General features: G+C 41.7%; 6 protein-coding genes. 4 read left to right on the top strand and 2 right to left on the bottom strand.

Annotation, left to right across the window (positions count from 1 at the left end; genetic code table 11):
* The first annotated feature begins 46 nt into the window (after window positions 1-46).
* Together C1724_RS18685 and C1724_RS18690 are read left to right on the top strand one after the other, a co-directional pair.
* Complete coding sequence (locus C1724_RS18685; protein ID WP_102348268.1) at window positions 47-1723, top strand: sodium:solute symporter family protein; 1677 nt, start codon at window positions 47-49, stop codon at window positions 1721-1723.
* Window positions 1716-3632, top strand: coding sequence for a DUF294 nucleotidyltransferase-like domain-containing protein (locus C1724_RS18690; protein WP_258000457.1), 1917 nt, complete (start codon window positions 1716-1718; stop codon window positions 3630-3632). The genes C1724_RS18685 and C1724_RS18690 overlap by 8 nt, the downstream gene beginning before the upstream one ends.
* Before the next feature lie 542 nt (window positions 3633-4174).
* On the opposite strand, the gene C1724_RS18700 is transcribed toward C1724_RS18690, so the two are convergent.
* On the bottom strand, window positions 4175-5341 hold the full coding sequence (locus tag C1724_RS18700) for an IS256 family transposase (RefSeq protein WP_102348271.1): 1167 nt from the start codon (window positions 5339-5341) through the stop codon (window positions 4175-4177).
* Between the two features lie 992 nt (window positions 5342-6333).
* Between C1724_RS18700 and C1724_RS18705 the strand changes: the two genes are divergently transcribed.
* Window positions 6334-6999, top strand: a complete 666-nt coding sequence (locus C1724_RS18705; protein ID WP_102348272.1) for a 3'-5' exonuclease — start codon at window positions 6334-6336, stop codon at window positions 6997-6999.
* Window positions 7000-7370: 371 nt separating this feature from the next.
* Here the strand turns inward: C1724_RS18705 and C1724_RS18710 are convergent, their stop codons facing one another.
* Window positions 7371-7856: a hypothetical protein gene (locus tag C1724_RS18710; protein ID WP_102348373.1), complete on the bottom strand. Its 486-nt coding sequence runs from the start codon at window positions 7854-7856 to the stop codon at window positions 7371-7373.
* A gap of 943 nt (window positions 7857-8799) precedes the next feature.
* Between C1724_RS18710 and C1724_RS18715 the strand changes: the two genes are divergently transcribed.
* The gene (locus tag C1724_RS18715) at window positions 8800-23568 is read left to right on the top strand and encodes an immunoglobulin-like domain-containing protein (RefSeq protein ID WP_102348273.1); all 14769 of its coding nucleotides are present in this window, start codon (window positions 8800-8802) and stop codon (window positions 23566-23568) included.
* Window positions 23569-23653: the final 85 nt, after the last annotated feature.

Raw genomic sequence — 23653 nt, forward strand, 5'->3', positions numbered from 1 at the left:
ACAGGGGTAAAAATATAAAAATAAAAAGATAACAAGGGGGAGTATGATGGATCAGCAATTAATAGTTTCATTGGCCTTTATTTTAGCGTCTTTTGCACTTTATATTGGTATTGCTATTTATAATCAAGCGAAATCAACTTCAGATTTCTATGTATCAGGTCGCGGTGTTTCGCCGGTTTGGAACGGAATGGCGATTGGCGCCGACTGGATGAGTGCTGCGTCATTTATTGGTATGGCGGGTACAATTATGTTACTAGGCTACGATGGCTTAGCCTACATTATGGGTTGGACAGGCGGCTATTTATTATTAACATTTTTGCTTGCTCCACAGCTTCGTAAGTACGGCCGTTATACAGTTCCTGAGTTTCTTGGTGACCGCTATGGCAGCAGTAAAGCACGCTTATTAGGTGCGGTTGCAACGATTATTATTTGTTTTACCTATTCAATTGGACAGCTTTCCGGTTCAGGGGTTGTGATTGGCCGCTTATTGGAAGTAGATGCCAAAATCGGTACATTAATAGGGGTAGTGCTGATTGCATTTTACGCATCAATGGGTGGTATGAAAGGGATTACGTGGACACAAGTTGCGCAGTATATCGTATTAATTGTTGCTTACTTAGTTCCAGTTATCTTTATGTCGTTACAACTAACAGGAAATCCAATTCCTTGGTTATCATATGGTGAGGTTGTTTCTAGCTTTGAGCAGCTCGATAAAGATCTCGGCATTTCTGAATACTTTGTACCCTTTACAAATGGTTCACATGCACAGTTTCTTGCACTTATGTTTACATTAATGGCCGGTACGGCTGGTCTTCCGCATGTTATCGTTCGTTTTTATACAGTTCCTACAATGAAAGCTGCACGTTGGAGTGGAGCTTGGGCATTATTATTCATCGGTTTATTATACTTATCTGCACCAGCATACGCTGCGTTTTCACGTTTTATTTTAATGACACAAGTAGCTGGACAACAAATTACAAATTTACCAGCTTGGACAGCATCATGGGTTGAAACGGGTAAGCTGAAAGTTGCGGATACAAGCGGTGACGGTATTCTTCAATGGTCCGAATTAGTGATCGCCAACGATATCGTCGTTATGGCAACACCTGAAATTGCTAATCTAGGTGTATTCGTCATCGGTTTAGTAGCGGCAGGAGCGATGGCAGCTGCGCTTTCAACTGCAGGCGGTTTAATGATCTCGATTTCTTCGGCACTTGCACATGATATTTATTTCCGTACGATCAATCCAAATGCAAGTGAGAAAAAGCGTCTTGCAGTGGGTCGCTGGTCGATTTTAATCGCAACACTTGTTGCTGGTTTAGTTGCGCTTAACCCTCCAGGTGCGATTACGCAAATCGTTGCATGGGCATTCGCGTTAGCATCGGGTTCATTCTTCCCGGCACTTATTTTAGGTGTATGGTGGAAACGTTCCAATGCACAAGGTGTAATTGCCGGTATAACAATTGGACTTGCAGTAACGTTAGCGTATATATTTGCCGCAAAATATGGTGGGTTTACCATTGCTGGCATCATCGATACTGGAGCTGGTGTGTTTGGAGCAGCCGCAGGCTTTTTAGCTAATATCATCGTGTCACTTGCAACTCCAGCGCCATCGCAAAAACTTCAAGAAGAAGTGTTAGACTTGCGCTATCCAGAACAAATGACCTACAAAAATGGCGAGGTATGGATGGATGATGATGGAGGGACAAATCAGGTTGGTTAAAGAACAAATCTATGAGGCAGTGAAAATACACCCCTTTTTTCGAGGGGTGCCTTTCTATGAAATGAAAAAGCTAGTAAATCAATGTGTGCTGAAGGAATATGCACCGTCAGAGCTCATTTATCAAGCCAATCAGGAGCGGGTTGGTCTTATTTTACTAGTAGAAGGAGCGGCTGAGGTTCATATTTCTTTGGAAAAAGACGACCATACCGAATCGTTGGAGGTTATTCAAAAAGGAGAGCTCATCGGATTTCCGAGTTTAGCAGATTTCCTAGGTGTATCCAAATCGAATTTGTATGAAGAAATGGTTCGGGTCAAAGCGCTTGAACCTTCAGTTGGACTATTAATTCCGTTTGCTGTTATTCAGCAGAGATGGAATGATGAAGGTGTGCGCGATTATTTGTTGCGGCAAAGCGCGATGCGGTTAAAGGATATTTATACGTCGCTGGCTGAACAAGTGAAAATTTCCCGGCAAATTAGTGAAAGCAATCATTTTATTGTTCGCGTCCAGGATGTAATGGGGCCAGCTGTTATGGCAACATCGCAAACAACTGTTCAAGATGTGGCTGTAAAAATGTCACAAAACAAAACCGATGCTGTGTTGATCACGGATGGCGGAAAGCTTGTTGGCATTATTACAAAAACAGATCTCGTCAATCGAGTCCTAGCCAAATCAAAGCCATACGATCTGCATGTTGAAGATGTGATGACGAAAAATCCAAGCACCATCTTGCGTTTAGAGTATTACTATGCGGCTTTAACCGCGATGATTTTGCAAGGCTTTCAGCATTTGCCGGTGCTGCACGAAGAAACTGGCCAAGTGATGGGTGTAGTGTCTCTTGGCGCACTTTTACGTAAAAAAAATGAAAATACCGCGAAAACCATTAAACAAATTGAACAAATTGATGAAGAAAACCTAGCAGCTGTAAAGCAAGCCATCTATCAAGTTCTTGAAAAATTAATACAAGATAATGTGCCCGTCCTGCATACACTTGAAGTGATCACCGCCTTATACGATCGGCTAGCTGTTCGGTGTGTGCAGCTAGCGGTGGATTCATTACGAACGAGACATGGCCTGACACCCCCAGCTGATTTTTGCTGGTATGTAATGGGCAGTGCGGGTCGAGGTGAGCAATTCATGATGACCGATCAAGATCATTTTCTCGTCTATGATGATGTTGAAGAAGGGCAGCGCGAACGAACGGAGCTTTATTTTGAGGTGCTAGGTGAAGAAATCGTGAGCTTTTTGGAGCGAGCAGGTTATGTGCGTTGTATCGGTAAAATGATGAGCAATAACGCTGTGTGGCGCGGTTCCTTGAACTCCTGGAACAATCGTCTGCGTTCGTGGATGCTGAAGGCAACAAACGATAACATTCTACTTGCCCAAAACTTCTTTTCCTTCCGATATTTATATGGAGCTTTAAAATTAAATGAGAAATTCCAACCCCAAGTTACCAAGAGCATGGAACGCTCCAAAATCTTTTTATATAGAATGGCACAGGTAGAAAAAGAGCATAGCATCCCAACTCTGGATCATCCGATTCGCTCGCTATTTCGTCTAGAGCGGAAAAGTATTGATATCAAAAAAGAAATACTATTCCCGTTTCACCATAGTCTGCAAATTTTAACACTGTCACATGGAATCATAGCGGGTACACCAAAGGAACGCGTGGAATTTTTAGTTGCGAAGAACGTCTTGACCGAAAACTTCGCAGCCGATTTAAAAACAGCCTTCAGCGATGTAATGAGCATGTACGTCAAACAAAAATGGAACCAAACCAAACGAGGTGTCCCAACATCATCAATCCTAACATTCACACACCTCACCACTCGCGAAAAAGAAGAGCTAATCCTAACACTAAAAACATTCCGCGAGCTGCAAAGCCAGATGCTGGCGGAGTATAGGGTGTAGCATGGGGACGGTTCTCGTGCTACCGTGCCAGGAGACAGTCCTCTGCCAAGAGCAGAAGTGCCAAGCGCCAAAGCGCCAAGAGCCAAGTGCAAAATCGCCAAAGTGCCAAGTGCAAAATCTCCAAGTGACAGGCACTTCCCGGAATTTGTCGAATGCACCAAGTCAATTAGGTGCTCTTTGATCTCAAGCGAAATTACCCGGACATATATGCCCTTATTTGCATAAAAAAGGCCCATTTGACAACTTTTCCGGACATTAAAGCTCTTATTTAAGGAAAATCATCAATATATGGGCCAATTTCTTTGAAACAAGGGATCAAATGTCCGGTAAACTCAGTCAAGTCCATAGTCTTGTGTAAATTCCTTTACAATGTTTACCAACTAGTTAAGTGTCAAGGAGATGCTGTCCCCTATATATTTTTTTTGCGAAACTTCCATGGTTCTACAACTCCACAATCAATAAAGGCTGTCAAAGGCGCTTTTCCCTTTGATGGCCTTTATTGATTGTGGGATAATCCCCTGATGGAAGTTTGAAAAAATAGCCTACTTTGTTAGAGATTTTTTCTTTGAGTATACAGTCTGTTGATAATGCATTAATACAGCTCCTACCAGGCGGAAAGCAGATTGTGTATTAGGAAAGATTCGAATCACTTTTTCTCTTCGCTTAACTTCTTGGTTTAAGCGTTCAAGTGAGTTAGTACTTCGTATATGAGGGCGAAGAGCCACTGGATGATTCATGTATTGGATGGTATCTTCGAAACCTTCATCTAGTATTTCCAATGCCTTTACGTATTTAGGATTATCTCCAAATTCACTCATAAGTTCATCCTTAAACATCCTCATATCAGCGATGGTAACCGCCTCAAACACGCGTTTGATCATCGTGCGGATTTCATTCGAGTCCTTTTTAGGTAATTTCTCAATAAGATTACGCTTAAAATGTACATTACATCTCTGCCAGCTAGTCCCAATAAATTCACGTTGTATAGCTTTCTGTAAACCTTGATGTGCATCAGAAATAACAAGTTTAGGTGATTGTAAACCACGGGATTTGAGATGCTTTAAAAATTGACTCCAGCTCTCAAAACTTTCAGTATGATCTACACTTAAACCCAGTATTTCTCGTTGGTTCTTTTCAGTAAGGGCAGTGGCAATATAAACAGCTTTAGAAACAACACGATGGTGTTCACGTACTTTTATATAAGTGGCATCTACAAAAATATAAGGATAATAGATAGTATTTAGAGGCCGTTTTGCCCAATCATTTACAATCGGATCTAGTTTTTGCGTGAGTGAAGATACAAACGATTTGGACATATTCTCACCACAGAGTTGCTCAACAATATGTGTTACTTTTCTTGTAGAAACACCATTAATGACCATCTCTAACATGGATAGGACTAAAGCTTGATCACAGCGTGCATATTTTTCAAAAACCGAAGGTGAAAACTCTCCATTACGAGTTCTAGGCACCTTGAGTTTGATCTTCCCAATACTCATTGTTAATTCTCGTTCATAGTAACCATTGCGGTAATCACGACGATCATCAGTGCGCTCGTAAGGATATGTTTGTAAGTAGTCATCTCTTTCTTTTTCCATGAATTCATTTAAGATCAATACAACAGCTGATTTCACGACAGTATCAATATTAGAATTTATTACAGAATCTTTTAAAACTTCCATATCTAGGTTAAACTGTAACTGAGTCATCTCTATTCCTCTCTTCCTTGTTTTTCGTGGTTGTTAAACATTGTAGACAAGAAGGAATAAAATGACTCATTTTCTTTTTACACAATTATACGGACTTAATCNAACTTCCATATCTAGGTTAAACTGTAACTGAGTCATCTCTATTCCTCTCTTCCTTGTTTTTCGTGGTTGTTAAACATTGTAGACAAGAAGGAATAAAATGACTCATTTTCTTTTTACACAATTATACGGACTTAATCGTAAACTCTAAAAAGCAGGCAATTTTATAAGAATAACGAACTATATGTCCGGCAAAAAATCGGACGGCTGATCACAAAAATAGCAAATGTACCAAACTGTAAAGTGCCAAGTGACAGGCACTTCCCGGAATTTGTCGAATGGAACAAGCCGATTAGGTGCTGGTGATCTCAAGCGAAATTATCCGGACATATAATCCCTTATTTGCTTAAAAAAGGCACATTTTACGACTTTTCCGGACATTGAAGCTCTTATTTAAGGTTAATCATCAATATTTGGGCCAATTTCTTTGAAATAAGGGATCAAATGTCCGGTAAACTCTAAAAAACAGGCAATTTTATAAGAATAACGAACTATATGTCCGCTAAAAAAAGGACTGCTGATTACAAATAGCAAATGTATCAAACTGTAAAGTGCCAAGTGACAGGCACTTCCCGGAATTTGTCGAATGGAACAGGCTGATTAGGTGCTTGGTGATCTCAAGCGAAATTATCCGGACATATAATCCCTTATTTGCATAAAAAAGGCCCATTTTACAACTTTTCCGGACATTGAAGCTCTTATTTAAGGTTAATCATCAATATTTGGGCCGATTTCTTTGAAATAAGGGATCAAATGTCCGGTAAACTCTAAAAAACAGGCATTTTTATAAGAATAACGAACTATATGTCCGCTAAAAAATCGGACGGCTGTTCACAATTAGCAAATGTACCAAACTTGTATAGTACGGGGATGGATCTAAAGGAGGTGTTCATTTGTTTTGGCTGCGAAATTCAATAACAATTCCACTGGATGATACACTTCCATTGTCTACGCCTATTCGGGATACTCCGTTTACAGTTTACGATACAGAAACAACCGGCTTTCAAATGGCAACTACTGACCGATTAATCGAAATTGGAGCGGTACATATGAGAGGATATGAAGTGCTTGGACATCATACATACCAAACATACGTCAAGCCAAAGCGTGCTATTCCTCCGGAAATAACTGAACTAACAGGCATTAACGATCACAAGGTGAAAAGCGCACCTGAATCGCTCGATGCGATTGGTAACTTTCTTGATTTTATTAAAAGCAACAACAGCGTGGCACTGGTCGGACATTATGTGGCATTTGATATGCTGGTGTTAAAACAAGAGCTCCGCCGTGCCAAACAAGTTTTAAAAAAAGCGAAAACAATTGATACATTAGATATGATTGGTTTTTTAAGTCCAACAGCAAAAGATATGCGCGATTTAGAGCAATATGCGATCGCCTTCGGAACGCGAATTTATGAGCGCCATTCTGCTTTAGGCGATGCACTAACGACAGCATTTTTGTATAGTGAGCTGCTGCAGCAGTTCATCGATCGCGGTTATAAAACATGGGGAGAATTAATTCAATATAGTGGTGCTGAAACGAGGATGCTTTCGTTTTAGCTGAAAGGGAGGAGCGGTTTACTTGTTCTTCTCTTTTTTTTATTATGAGGATGAGCTAGTTGTAAATAGTGCGTGTATTTTTGTCACTAAATATGAGGAAAATTACCACACACATGGGCGTACCGCATTACCCTAAAACCGGCCTTTAAAATTCACTAAAAAGGGACGCAGGTTAGAGCTGAGGATAGATCCTTAATGGAGCAGCTCCAACCAAACCGCTTGCAAATTCTAAAATCCGCTTAGAAATCAAAAATTTGGATTATAAATGGCCTGAAATGGACTATAAATCTAGAAATTCCGCTTAGAAGCAGCATGTAAGTTAATGAAGGGCCATTATTGTATTAAAATATGTAAATCACATATCATCCCTATTACGCCCGAACTGCTGAATTTCGACTCTCCATCCTCTTTCCTCGTATAAACCTTTTGTAATAGGTCACCAGAATAAAAAATAATATCGGATTAAGTATAACCGAGTGCCAAATAGTCCACCATCCATAATGAAAATAGCCCCATGGTTCAGGTAGCAATGCTATTGTTTCGTAAATTAAAATGATAATGACCCAAATCGCAATATAGCCTGCTTGTTTCCAGTAAGAGCTTTTAAACGGATACCAGTTGATAAACATCATATTTACCGGAGGTAGCAAAACAGTATGTGCTAGTAGACCACCCCAATCAATATCCTTTGTAAAATACCAATATCCCGTGTACTTAATATCAACAAAGATGTCAAAAAGATTTTGAAAAGCAAGTGTAAATGCCCAAATATGCGCAATTTGAGTCCTCGATAGAGTGGTATTTGTTTTAAAAGCTAATAGATTAAAAATTAAAATAGCAGTTAATAAACCGATCATATCTCTCTCCCATAAAATTCCATATAATATGTCTACAGTTTTACCAATCTTCAAAAAATTAAACAACTAAAAATAATACCTCTTACATATCACGGTATTGTTCTATCGTTACCTATGTCCCCAAAATAGTAATTAATAGCTTTTGATTAGCGCTAGAAAATACAAATTAATATAGAAAATGACACGATCCCATTATAATCTTCGAAAAAATTTCCGTTCTGGGATATGTGTCGAATAAATATAGTATTCAACTATATGGGTGTTGTATATAATAGTTTTTAGGGCAATAGAACTATAATTTATTTGGAAAAATGATAGGTTGTTAATTTTTGAGTGTCAATTGCACTAGATTTGATTAGTGCAAAAGGGATGCAGTGTTTAAAAGTATGGAAGATAGGAGTTGGTACCATGGGAATCTAAAGTGAGTAAAAAAAGTATTCTTTTAAAAAAATCGTTAAACCTCAAAACTAGATTTTATTGAAATGTTTACAACTACTACCTCCGCAAAAAAAGGTAAAAACAAAATGAATGGCTATAAAACTCCACATTATCTCTCCTTACTAGCATTAGTATTAATAGAGTTGAGCTTTACACTTAACTTGATATTGCCTGAACGAGCCTTTCTAGGCATGTATTCAGGATTCAGTGGGTTTTCATACATAATGGTGAAATAGCAGCTTTTTTTAGATAATAAAAATTTATTTGCAATAGAATAATACTAAAACTATTAGATATGTAGACTCAGTTTCATAGGGATAAAAGGATAGATAATAAAGAAAAGGGTTTGAAGTAATGAGGGATATAGAATTAGTGCATTTATTTTATTGAGTCATTTCAAAATTTGAAAAGTGAGTTTTTCTAAAATATTCATGACTAAAAGTCACTACGCAATAAGTAATCAGTAAATTAAAATTATTTAAAAAAGTAAATAAGGGGGAAAAAAATGACTGGTAGGCCTTATAAAAAATTAATACGGAAGAAACGGCGACTCATCAATATGCTGCTTGTAAGTTTGTTGTTTATCAACTTTCTTCAACCCTTATCAAGTGTTCAAGCGGCACGTACAACTATTGATATTAATGATCTAAGTTCATGGAATAATGTGAGTGTATTTTATCCTGACTCAACTAGCGATGCTGGGGGTGGGGGATATGAACTCACAAAATTTTATGTGGCGAACGATGCTAATGCAATCTATTTTAGATGGGATGTTCAGCTTGACAACAAAACTGCTGAATTAGCTTCAACCAATCTAGGGGCTGCGTTATCAACCAGCGAGAGTGGGGCAACAGCCAATGCGATGGTATGGCTGTTATTTGATTCTAAAAGTACACTTAGTTCTTCAGTTGTAAACCTAACTGGGTCAGGTAGTGTTTCCATAGATCAATCAGATATAACTCGGTTTGGTGAAGGAACTAAAGAGTCACTAGTAAGTGTAGTTGCAAGGGTTGACTTTTCTTTATTTCAAGATTTAGGATTTGGGGCTAATTTCAATGCGGACGCAACATTTCCGTTATGGGCCCAAACAAATGCCAGTCAACAACCGACAGCCAGAGATAAAGATAGAATTCCTGATTCAGGCTATTTTAAGTATGATGCCCTAAATGGTACCGCAGACCTGATAGGTTCGGGCGCAACAGCACCAAGTCCGCCGACTGCAACAGCAGGGTCTGGTACAGTGATTGTAAGTGGGCAACCGAATGCGATTATAAAGTTATATGATTCAGATGGGACTATCGTTCAAACAGGAACGGCAGATGGAAATGGCAATTATACATTTATAGACGTTGCGGACGGGACTTATACAGTAACGCAAACAGTTAATATGGTAGAAAGTGCAAAATCTAGTCCAGTAACGGTCGTGTCAGGTGATTTAGATGCACCTATCATAACGCTAAACGGTGATAGCTCAATAAGGATTATCGAGGGAGCGACCTATAACGATGCAGGCGCTACAGCTCAAGACGAAACAGATGGTGATATTAGCGGTAATATTGATGTAACCGGGTTACCAGCTGATACAAATACTATAGGTACTTATACTATTCGGTACAATGTGAGTGACTCAGCAGGAAATGCAGCGCAAGAAGTAACTCGGACCTTAACAATAGCACCTAAAGCTCCTAATGCTACGAGTGGTGCAGGCACTGTAATTGCAAGTGGAGCGAATCCTAATGCAACGTTAAAATTATACAATGCAGATGGAAATGCAGTTCAAACAGGAACTGCGGATAGCGATGGAACGTTTACATTTACAGGTGTAGCGGGCGGGAACTATACGGTCAAGCAAACTGTTATTGATATCGAAAGTGATGCATCTAATACGGTTACAGTAGAAACTGCAGATTCAGATGCACCTATTATTACTTTAAATGGTAATAGCTCGGTAAGGATTATAGCAGGGGCAGCATATACAGATGCAGGAGCAACTGCATCAGATATAAAGGATGGTGACCTTACTAATAAAATCAAAGTTACAGGGTTACCAGCAGACACTTCTGTACCTGGAACATATACAATTCGCTACAATGTGAGTGATTCAGCGGGCAATGCAGCACCAGAAGTAACACGGACGTTTACGATAGCACCAGCTGCTCCGACTGGAACCGGAAGTTCAGGGACAGTGAATGTAACTGGGGCAACTGCAGATGCCATAGTAACTTTATACGATTCAGATGGAGAAGTCGTAAAAACAGGCACGGCAAATGGAGATGGAACGACAACATTTACCGGAGTTGCGGACGGTACTTATACGGTCAAGCAAACTGTTAATGGTATTGAAAGTGATGCATCTAATACGATTACAGTAGATACCACTGATACAGATGCACCAGTCATTACTTTAAATGGTAATAGCTCGATAAGGATTGTAGCGGGAGCAGCATATATAGATGCAGGAGCAACAGCATCAGATATAAAGGATGGTGACCTTACTAATAAAATCAAAGTTACAGGGCTACCAGTAGATACTTCTGTTCCGGGAACTTATACAATCCGTTACAATGTCAGCGATACAACAGGCAATGCAGCACCAGAAGTAACCCGTACGTTGACCATAGCACCAGCTGCGCCGACTGGAACCGGAAGTTCCGGAACGGTGAATGTAACTGGGGCAATGCCAAATGCTCCGGTGAAACTTTACAATGCAGATGGTGAGGTTGAACAAACAGGAACAGCTGATGGCAATGGAACGTTTACATTTACAGACGTAGCGGACGGAACTTATACGGTGAAACAAACTGTTAATGGGGTAGAAAGTGATGAATCTAATACGATAACGGTTGTAACAGCAGATGTAGACGCACCAGTTATCACGTTAAAAGGTGATAACTCAATAAGGATAATAGCAGGTGCGAAATATTCTGATGCAGGAGCTACCGCATTAGACGAAAAAGATGGAGATTTAACTAATAAAATTACCGTTACAGGAGAACCAACTAACACAACAGCACCAGGGACCTACACAATCCGTTATAATGTAAGCGATACAGCAGGAAATCCAGCGCAAGAAGTAACCCGTACGTTGATAATAGCACCAGCAGCACCAACTGGAACCGGAAGTTCAGGTAAAGTGGATGTAACTGGTGCAACACCAAATGAAACGGTAACGTTGTACGATGCAAATGGTAATGTCGTAACGACAGGAACAGCGGATGACAACGGAAGAATAACATTTACAGACCTTACAAGTGGTAATTATACGGTTAAGCAAACTGTAAATGGTGTTGATAGTGATGAATCAAGCCAGATAAATGTAGATTCAACAAAACCGGTGATTACGCTAGTTGGTGATCCAGCCGTAAGAATCATAGCAGGAACTACTTATACTGATGCAGGGGCAACTGCAACAGACGAAACGGATGGCGACTTAACAAATAATATTACCGTTTCAGGATTACCTGATAACATTAATACACCAGGCACTTACACAATTCGTTACAACGTCAGCGATGAAGGTGGTAATACTGCGCAGGAAGTAACCCGTACGTTGACCATAGCGCCACCTGCACCGAGCGGAACAGGAAGTTCAGGAACCGTGAATGTAACTGGTGCAATGCCAAATGAGACGGTAACGTTATATGATGCAGAGAATAATATCGTAAAAACAGGACTAGCAAATGATGATGGGACGATAACATTTACCGGAGTATCAGATGGGACTTATACAGTAAAGCAAACTGTTAATAGCATTGAGAGTGATGGGAATCAGGTAAATGTAGTAACAATAGACTCATATTCGCCAGTGATCACGCTAGTTGGTGATTCATCCGTCCGAATCATTGTAGGGGCAATTTATACGGATGCAGGAGCAACTGCGACGGACGAAAAAGATGGTGACTTAACTAATAAAATTAACGTCGCAGGGGTACCAACGGATACAACGGCACCAGGGACATACACAATTCGTTACAACGTCAGCGATGCAGCCGGGAATACGGCGCAAGAAGTAACCCGTACGCTAACAATAGCGCCAGCCGCACCAAGCGGAATGGGAAGCTCAGGTAAAGTAGATGTAACGGGGGCGATGCCAGATGCAACAGTAACACTATACGATGCAAATGTTAATGAGGTAACAACAGGACTAGCAGATGGTGAAGGAAGGATAACATTTACAGACCTTTCAAGTGGAAATTATACGGTTAAGCAAACTGTAAATGGCATTGATAGCGATAAATCTGGCCAGATATATGTAGATTCAACAAAACCGGTGATCACGCTGGTTGGTGATACTGCAGTCCGAATCATTGCGGGAGCTACTTATACTGATGCAGGAGCTAACGCGACAGATGAAACGGATGGAGACTTAACAAATAATATTAACGTAACAGGATTACCTGATAACATTAATACACCAGGCACTTATACAATTCATTACAACGTTAGCGATATGGCTGGGAATCAAGCTCAGGAAGTAACGCGTAAGCTAACAATAGCGCCAGCCGCACCAACCGGAACTGGAAGTTCAGGTAAAGTGGATGTCACGGGTGCAACACCAAATGAAATGGTAACGTTGTACGATGTAAATGGTGATGAGGTAACAACAGGAACAGCGGATGACAACGGAAGGATAACATTTACAGACCTTACAAGTGGTACCTATACGGTTAAGCAAACTGTAAATGGTATTGATAGTGATACTTCAAACCCAATACAAGTAGATTCAACAGTACCAGTGATTACGCTGGTTGGTGATCCAGCTGTCCGAATCATTGCGGGAGCAACTTACACTGATGCAGGAGCTAACGCGACAGATGAAACGGATGGAGACTTAACAAATAATATTAACGTAACAGGAATACCAGAAAACATTAATACACCAGGCACTTACACAATTCGTTACAACGTCACCGATACAGCGGGCAACGCAGCGCAAGAAGTAACGCGAACGTTAACTATAGCGCCAGCTGCACCAATCGGAACTGGAAGTTCAGGTAAAGTGGATGTAACGGGTGCAACACCAAATGAAACGGTAACGTTGTACGATGCAAATGGTGATGAGGTAACAACAGGAACAGCTGACAACGACGGAACGATAACATTTACAGATCTTACAAGCGGAAACTATACTGTTAAGCAAACTGTAAATGGTGTTGAAAGTGATGCATCGAGCCAAATATATGTAGATTCAACAAAACCGGTGATCACGCTAGTTGGTGATCCAGCTGTCCGAATCATAGCGGGAGCAACTTACACTGATGCAGGAGCTAACGCGACAGATGAAACGGATGGAGACTTAACAAATAATATTAACGTAACAGGATTACCTGATAACATTAATACACCAGGCACTTACACAATTCATTACAACGTTAGCGATATGGCTGGGAATCAAGCTCAGGAAGTAACGCGTACGCTAACCATAGCCCCAGCTGCACCAATCGGAACTGGAAGTTCAGGAAAAGTTGATGTAACGGGAGCCATGCCAGATGCAACAGTAACGTTGTACGATGCAAGTGGTAATGAGGTAACAACAGGAACAGCAGATGGTGAAGGAAGTATAACATTTACAGATCTTACAAGTGGAAATTATACGGTTAAGCAAACTGTAAATGGAGTGGATAGTGATGAATCCAACCAGATATATGTAGATTCAACAAAACCAGTGATCACGCTAGTTGGTGATCCAGCTGTTCGAATCATAGCAGGAGCAACTTACACTGATGCAGGTGCTAACGCGATAGATGAAACGGATGGAGACTTAACAAATAAAATTACTATCACAGGAGTGCCAGATACCACAACAGCACCAGGGATTTACACAATTGGTTACAATGTCAGTGATACAGCAGGCAATGCAGCGCAAGAAGTAACCCGTACGCTGACAATAGCGCCAGCGACACCTACCGGAATAGGAAGTTCAGGGGAAGTGAATGTCACTGGAGCAATGCCAAATGCGACTGTAACACTATACGATACCAATGGTGATGTTGTAACAACAGGAACTGCAAATGGCGAAGGCCATCTAACATTTACAGATCTTACAAGTGGTAATTATACAGTTAAGCAAACTGTAAATGGAGTGGATAGTGATGAATCCAACCAGATAAATGTAGATTCAACAAAACCGGTGATCACGCTAGTTGGTGATCCAGCTGTCCGAATCATTGCGGGAGCAACTTACACTGATGCAGGAGCTAACGCGACAGATGAAACGGATGGAGACTTAACAAATAATATTAACGTAACAGGAATACCAGAAAACATTAATACACCAGGCACTTACACAATTCGTTACAACGTCACCGATACAGCGGGCAACGCAGCGCAAGAAGTAACGCGAACGTTAACTATAGCGCCAGCTGCACCAATCGGAACTGGAAGTTCAGGTAAAGTGGATGTAACGGGTGCAACACCAAATGAAACGGTAACGTTGTACGATGCAAATGGTGATGAGGTAACAACAGGAACAGCTGACAACGACGGAACGATAACATTTACAGATCTTACAAGCGGAAACTATACTGTTAAGCAAACTGTAAATGGTGTTGAAAGTGATGCATCGAGCCAGATATATGTAGATTCAACAAAACCGGTGATCACGCTAGTTGGTGATCCAGCTGTCCGAATCATTGCGGGAGCAACTTACACTGATGCAGGAGCTAACGCGACAGATGAAACGGATGGAGACTTAACAAATAATATTAACGTAACAGGATTACCTGATAACATTAATACACCAGGCACTTACACAATTCATTACAACGTTAGCGATATGGCTGGGAATCAAGCTCAGGAAGTAACGCGTACGCTAACCATAGCCCCAGCTGCACCAATCGGAACTGGAAGTTCAGGAAAAGTTGATGTAACGGGAGCCATGCCAGATGCAACAGTAACGTTGTACGATGCAAATGGTAATGAGGTAACAACAGGAACAGCAGATGGTGAAGGAAGTATAACATTTACAGATCTTACAAGTGGAAATTATACTGTTAAGCAAACTGTAAATGGAGTGGATAGTGATGAATCCAACCAGATATATGTAGATTCAACAAAACCGGTGATCACGCTAGTTGGTGATCCAGCTGTCCGAATCATTGCGGGAGCAACTTACACTGATGCAGGAGCTAACGCGACAGATGAAACGGATGGAGACTTAACAAATAATATTAACGTAACAGGAATACCAGAAAACATTAATACACCAGGCACATACACAATTCTTTACAACGTCAGCGATGCAGCCGGCAATGCTGCGCAGGAAGTAACGCGGACGTTAACAATAGCGCCAGCAGCACCAACCGGAACTGGAAGTTCAGGTAAAGTGGATGTAACGGGTGCAACGCCAAACGCAACGGTAACACTATACGATGCAAATGGTAATGAGGTAACAACAGGAACAGCAGATGGTGAAGGAAATATAACATTTACAGATCTTACAAGTGGAAATTATACTGTTAAGCAAACTGTAAATGGAGTGGATAGTGATGAATCCAACCAGATATATGTAGATTCAACAAAACCGGTGATCACGCTGGTTGGTGATCCTGCAGTCCGAATCATTGCGGGAGCTACTTATACTGATGCAGGAGCAACTGCAATAGACGAAAAAGATGGAGATCTAACAAATAAACTTAGCGTAAATGGAATACCAGCAGATACAGCAACACCAGGCATTTACACAATTCGCTACAACGTTAGCGATACAGCTGGAAACCAAGCGCAAGAAGTAACCCGAACGTTAACAATTGCACCAACGACTCCAACCGGAACAGGCAGCTCAGGTAAAGTGGAAGTAACAGGTGCAACGCCAAACGCAACGGTAACGTTATATGATGAGGATGGCAATGCCGTTAAAACGGGAACAGCAGATAACGATGGAACGATAACTTTTACAGATCTTCCAGAAGGTACCTATACAGTTAAGCAAACTGTTAACGGTGTCGAAGGTGACGCCACTGGCCCAATCTTTGTAGATACTACAGGCCCAGTGATCACACTAGTTGGTGATCCAGCCGTGCGAATTATAGCTGGAGCTACTTACACCGATGCCGGAGCATCTGCAACAGACGAAACCGATGGCGACATAAGCAACAATATCGTCATCGCAGGAATACCAGCAGACACAACAACACCAGGCACTTACACAATTCGCTTCAATGTTAGCGATGCAGCTGGAAATCAAGCGCAGGAGGTAACCCGTACGTTGACCATAGCGCCAGCAGCACCAACTGGAACAGGAAGTTCTGGCAAAGTAGATGTAACGGGTGCAACACCAAACGCAACGGTAACGTTGTACGATGCAAATGGTAATGAGGTAACAACAGGAACAGCTGACAACGACGGAACGATAACATTTACAGACCTTACAACTGGTAATTATACAGTTAAGCAAACTGTAAATGATGTTGAGAGTGATGCATCGAGCCAGATATATGTGGATTCAACTAAACCAGTGATCGCGCTAGTTGGTGACCCGGCCGTACGAATCGTAGCAGGAGCAACTTACACGGATTCAGGAGCTAACGCAACAGACGAAACCGATGGCGACATAAGCAACAATATCGTCATCACAGGAATACCAGCAGATACAGCAACACCAGGCATTTACACAATTCGCTACAACGTTAGCGATACAGCTGGAAACCAAGCGCAAGAAGTAACCCGAACGTTAACAATTGCACCAACGACTCCAACCGGAACAGGCAGCTCAGGTAAAGTGGAAGTAACAGGTGCAACGCCAAACGCAACGGTAACGTTATATGATGAGGATGGCAATGCCGTTAAAACGGGAACAGCAGATAACGATGGAACGATAACTTTTACAGATCTTCCAGAAGGTACCTATACAGTTAAGCAAACTGTTAACGGTGTCGAAGGTGACGCCACTGGCCCAATCTTTGTAGATACTACAGGCCCAGTGATCACACTAGTTGGTGATCCAGCCGTGCGAATTATAGCTGGAGCTACTTACACCGATGCCGGAGCATCTGCAACAGACGAAACCGATGGCGACATAAGCAACAATATCGTCATCGCAGGAATACCAGCAGACACAACAACACCAGGCACTTACACAATTCGCTTCAATGTTAGCGATGCAGCTGGAAATCAAGCGCAGGAGGTAACCCGTACGTTGACCATAGCGCCAGCAGCACCAACTGGAACAGGAAGTTCTGGCAAAGTAGATGTAACGGGTGCAACACCAAACGCAACGGTAACGTTGTACGATGCAAATGGTAATGAGGTAACAACAGGAACAGCTGACAACGACGGAACGATAACATTTACAGACCTTACAACTGGTAATTATACAGTTAAGCAAACTGTAAATGATGTTGAGAGTGATGCATCGAGCCAGATATATGTGGATTCAACTAAACCAGTGATCGCGCTAGTTGGTGACCCGGCCGTACGAATCGTAGCAGGAGCAACTTACACGGATTCAGGAGCTAACGCAACAGACGAAACCGATGGCGACATAAGCAACAATATCGTCATCACAGGAATACCAGCAGACACAACAACACCAGGCACTTACACAATTCGCTTCAATGTTAGCGATGCAGCTGGAAATCAAGCGCAGGAGGTAACCCGTACGTTGACCATAGCGCCAGCAGCACCAACTGGAACAGGAAGTTCTGGCAAAGTAGATGTAACGGGTGCAACACCAAACGCAACGGTAACGTTGTACGATGCAAATGGTAATGAGGTAACAACAGGAACAGCTGACAACGACGGAACGATAACATTTACAGACCTTACAACTGGTAATTATACAGTTAAGCAAACTGTAAATGATGTTGAGAGTGATGCATCGAGCCAGATATATGTGGATTCAACTAAACCAGTGATCGCGCTAGTTGGTGACCCGGCCGTACGAATCGTAGCAGGAGCAACTTACACGGATTCAGGAGCTAACGCAACAGACGAAACCGATGGCGACATAAGCAACAATATCGTCATCACAGGAATACCAGCAAACACCACAACACCAGGCACTTACACAATTAACTACAACGTTAGCGATACAGCTGGGAATCAAGCGCAAGAAGTAACTCGTACGCTGACAATTGCGCCAGTAGCACCAACCGGAACTGGAAGTTCAGGTAAAGTGGAAGTAAAAGGTGCAACGCCAAACGCAACGGTAACACTATACGATGCAAATGGTAATGAGGTAACAACAGGAACAGCAGATGATAGCGGAAGGATAACATTTACAGATCTTACTAGTGGGAACTATACAGTAAAGCAAACTGTAAATAGCGTCGAAAGTGATCTATCCAACCAGATATATGTAGATTCAACAAAGCCAGTGATCACACTAGTTGGTGATCCAGCCGTGCGAATTATAGCTGGAGCTACTTACACCGATGCCGGAGCATCTGCAACCGACGAAACCGATGGCGACATAAGCAACAATATCGTCATCGCAGAAATACCAGCAGACACAGCAACACCAGGCACTTACACAATTCGCTACAACGTTAGCGATACAGCTGGGAATCAAGCGCAAGAGGTAACCCGTACGTTGACCATAGCGCCAGCAGCACCAACTGGAACAGGCAGCTCTGGTAAAGTGGAGGTAACGGGTGCAACGCCAAACGCAACGGTAACACTATACGATGCAGTTGGTAATGAGGTAACAACAGGAACAGCGGATAACGACGGAAGTATAACATTTACAGACCTTACAAGTGGTAATTATACGGTTAAGCAAACTGTAAATGGTATTGAAAGCGATACTTCAAACCTAATACAAGTCGATTCAACAAAACCAGTGATCTCGCTAGTTGGTGATCCAGCCGTACGGATCATAGCTGGAACTGCTTACACCGATGCAGGAGCAACTGCAACAGACGAAACCGATGGCGACATAAGCAACAATATCGTCATCGCAGGAATACCAGCAGACACAGCAACACCAGGCACTTACACAATTCGCTACAACGTTAGCGATACAGCTGGGAATCAAGCTCAAGAGGTAACCCGAACGTTAACAATCGCACCAACCACACCAACCGGAACTGGAAGCTCTGGTAAAGTGGATGTAACAGGTGCAACGCCAAACGCAACCGTAACGTTGTACGATGAAGAAGGTAATGTTGTAAAAACGGGAACAGCAGATAACGATGGAACAATAACTTTTACAGATGTTCCAGAAGGAACCTACACAGTTAAGCAAACCGTTAACGATGTCGAAGGTGATGCTACAGGCCCAATCTATGTAGATACTACAGGCCCAGTGATCACGCTAGTTGGTGATCCAGCCGTACGGATCATAGCTGGAACTGCTTACACCGATGCAGGAGCAACTGCAACAGACGAAACCGATGGCGACATAAGCAACAATATCGTCATCGCAGGAATACCAGCAGACACAGCAACACCAGGCACTTACACAATTCGCTACAACGTTAGCGATACAGCTGGGAATCAAGCTCAAGAGGTAACCCGAACGTTAACAATCGCACCAACCACACCAACCGGAACAGGCAGCTCTGGTAAAGTGGATGTAACAGGTGCAACGCCAAACGCAACCGTAACGTTGTACGATGAAGAAGGTAATGTTGTAAAAACGGGAACAGCAGATAACGATGGAACAATAACTTTTACAGATGTTCCAGAAGGAACCTACACAGTTAAGCAAACCGTTAACGATGTCGAAGGTGATGCTACAGGCCCAATCTATGTAGATACTACAGGCCCAGTGATCACGCTAGTTGGTGATCCAGCCGTACGGATCATAGCTGGAACTGCTTACACCGATGCAGGAGCAACTGCAACAGACGAAACCGATGGCGACATAAGCAACAATATCGTCATCGCAGGAATACCAGCAGACACAGCAACACCAGGCACTTACACAATTCGCTACAACGTTAGCGATACAGCTGGGAATCAAGCTCAAGAGGTAACCCGAACGTTAACAATCGCACCAACCACACCAACCGGAACTGGAAGCTCTGGTAAAGTGGATGTAACAGGTGCAACGCCAAACGCAACCGTAACGTTGTACGATGAAGAAGGTAATGTTGTAAAAACGGGAACAGCAGATAACGATGGAACAATAACTTTTACAGATGTTCCAGAAGGAACCTACACAGTTAAGCAAACCGTTAACGATGTCGAAGGTGACGCCACTGACCCAATCCATGTAGATACTACAGGCCCAGTGATCTCGCTAGTTGGTGATCCAGCCGTACGGATCATAGCAGGAGCAACTTACACGGATGCAGGAGCAAATGCGACAGATGAAACCGATGGCGACATCAGCAATAATATCGTCATCACAGGAATACCAGCAGATACTGCAACACCAGGCACTTACACAATTCGCTACAATGTTAGTGATACAGCTGGGAATCAAGCTCAAGAGGTAACCCGAACGTTAACAATCGCACCAACCACTCCAACTGCAACAGGCAGCTCAGGTAAAGTGGAAGTAACAGGTGCAACGCCAAACGAAACAGTAACGTTGTATGATGAAGAAGGTAATGGGGTAAAAACGGGAACAGCAGATAACGATGGAACGATCACATTTACAGATCTTCCGGAAGGGGATTACACAGTTAAGCAAACTGTTAATGATATTGAAAGTGATGTCACAGGTCCAATCCATGTGGATAATACTGTTCCAGTAATCACGCTAGTTGGCGAACCATCTGTACAAATCATAGCGGGAACTACTTACACTGATGCAGGAGCCACCGCAACAGACGAAACCGATGGCGACATAAGCAACGATATCGTCACCACCGGAATACCGGCGGACACAGCAACACCAGGCGTCTACACAATCCGCTACAATGTCAGTGATGCAGCCGGCAATGCCGCGCAAGAAGTAACGCGGAGCTTGACAATTATACCAAGTGCTCCGGCAATTACAGCTACCACTGACGGCTCTGGTTCAGTTACTGTTCATGGTTCCATTCCGGGAGCAGAGGTCATTTTATACGACAAAGATGGTAATGAAGTTGGCAAGATTACTGCAGATCAGAATGGAAGTGCAACCTTTAACGATGTTCCGGCAGGCATTAATTATACGGTTACTCAATCAATCAATGGGCAAACAAGTGGGAAATCGAATAATGTGAATGTCCTAAAGGCTATAGGAAGTGAAGATGGAGTCAAAACTGTTACAGTTCATGGAGCGACACCAGGATCAACTGTAAGTCTTTATAATAATAAAGACGTGATCATCAAGACTGGAACTCCAAATGAAGAGGGGATCCTTCAGTTTACAGACGTTCCTGAAGGAATTGACTATTATGTAACAGAAACAGTGGCTGGTAACGAAGGAGATCCTTCTAATAAAGTTAATGTTTACCCTAAAGTAGCCGTTCGTTATTCTGAAGGTGATATTTGGGAAAGTGTTACTAAACCCGTATTTCTTGTTAAAGATCAATCCGATACTACTATTACATGGACATCTGATAAACCAAATGTAGTTGAGGTTGGAACAGGATTTATAATAGAAGAAGGAAGAATCTTCCCGGAATACACTGCTACTGTACACCGCCAGCCGAATGATACGAGTGTCATTTTGACTGCAAAAGGTACGAAGAATGGCAACGAGTACGAACGAACATTTTTACTGATTGTAAAAGGTACATTGTATAAAACAGAAAAAGAGACAAAACCGAGTACAAATGATGTTCAAGTTGAAAGTGGAAATATCAGTAATGCTGGTATAGAAGTCACTCGAACATCCCTTACAAGTAATGATAATGCTGTAAGTGGACAGTTAGTGGATAAACTTCTAGTTAAAGGGGATGCTTTACCAGCTGCTCAAGACGATGTGGAAATCTCATTTGATGATAAGCCAAATGGGTCGAATGTAAGAGCAGATGAAATCGGTGTTGAAATCTTGGCAGGTGCATTAGGTCAAATCAATAATACACTGAAGGTAAATACACCAGAAGCATCAATTAACATTCCTGCGGCTTCGTTGACTGGAATGAAGAATGCTGGAATCGACTTGTTCTTCCATATCGTTCCGATTCGGTCTCAGGAAAAAAGGAATGAAGTGATTCAACGAACTAGAAATGAAATGCAGAATGAAGCGGGGAATAATTCGTTAGAAGTTTTAGATATTCCTAGGGAAATAGAAACGAATTATACCGGCTATTCAACAGAGATCACTTTACCACTAGACAATGTAAATATAACAGCTAATGAAGTGAGTCGATTGCGCCTACTCATAGAACATACAGATGGAACCATTGAAATTATTACGCCAAATCAAAATGGTACGATTGTAGTTGATGGTAATGGGCGTCCGATTGGTTTAACTTTTAGTATTAGCAAATTTAGTACCTTTACGTTCTTTAAAGTTGTACCACCACAACCACCAAGCGGAGGTGGCGGAGGTTCATCATCAAGTAGCACAAATGAACTTAAAGTCACCATAACAGACCATGAAATATCGGAAAACGAGCTTAAAATCAATGGAGAAACAGTTCCGAATAAAGAAGTTACGATTTATCTTGACGAAAAATCTATTGGTACTGTAAAAGCTGATTCTCAAGGAGAATTTACTTACTCCATAGATATTTCCTTGTTAAAGGAAGGAGTTCATGATATTTATGCAACTGTAAAAGATTCAGATGGTGATTCTGTTAAAAGTAATGGTATAAAATTTGCGCTGCATTTCGAACATCTAAGATATGTTAATGGTTATCCTGATGGACAATTTAAGCCTTTAAACAACATTACAAGAGCCGAGATGGCAGCTATACTTTCGCGTATTCTAGAGGTAGAAGACGCGCCAATGACGGATGTTTCATATCCAGATGTTCCTAAATCATTCTGGGGATCAGATGCGATCAAGATTATGAATAATGCCAAATTGATGGTCGGCTATGAGGATGGAAATTTCTATCCGAATAAGCCAATCACAAGAGGTGAAATGGCAGCTACGATTCTTAGATATATGAAGGATACTAATCAAGGATATTCTGAATACTCCTTCAAGGATATAACGTCACATTGGGCAAGAAATGATATCGAAAAATTACAAGAAAAAGGTATTATGAAAGGCTATCCAGACGGATTATTTTACCCATCAAAGAATTTAACGAGAGAAGAAGCGGTTGTGATTATTAATAGGGTATTAAACAGAGGTGGGTTGTATGGTGAGTTTACACCAACATGGCCTGATGTTAAACCTAGTCAATGGTCCTATCATGATATTGAAGAAGCTTCAACTAGTCACGAAGGGTACTATCGTCCTGATGGAAATGAAGCATGGATTCGTTTTATAGAAGAATAAAAGTTTAAAATAAACAAACTAAGCCGATTTTTCCCCATAAGGGTTAAAATCGGCTGTTTTTATTATATCTAAGTAGGTATTGATA

It is taken from the genome of Bacillus sp. Marseille-P3661 (genome assembly GCF_900240995.1).
Taxonomy (GTDB): Bacteria; Bacillota; Bacilli; order Bacillales; family Bacillaceae_J; genus OESV01.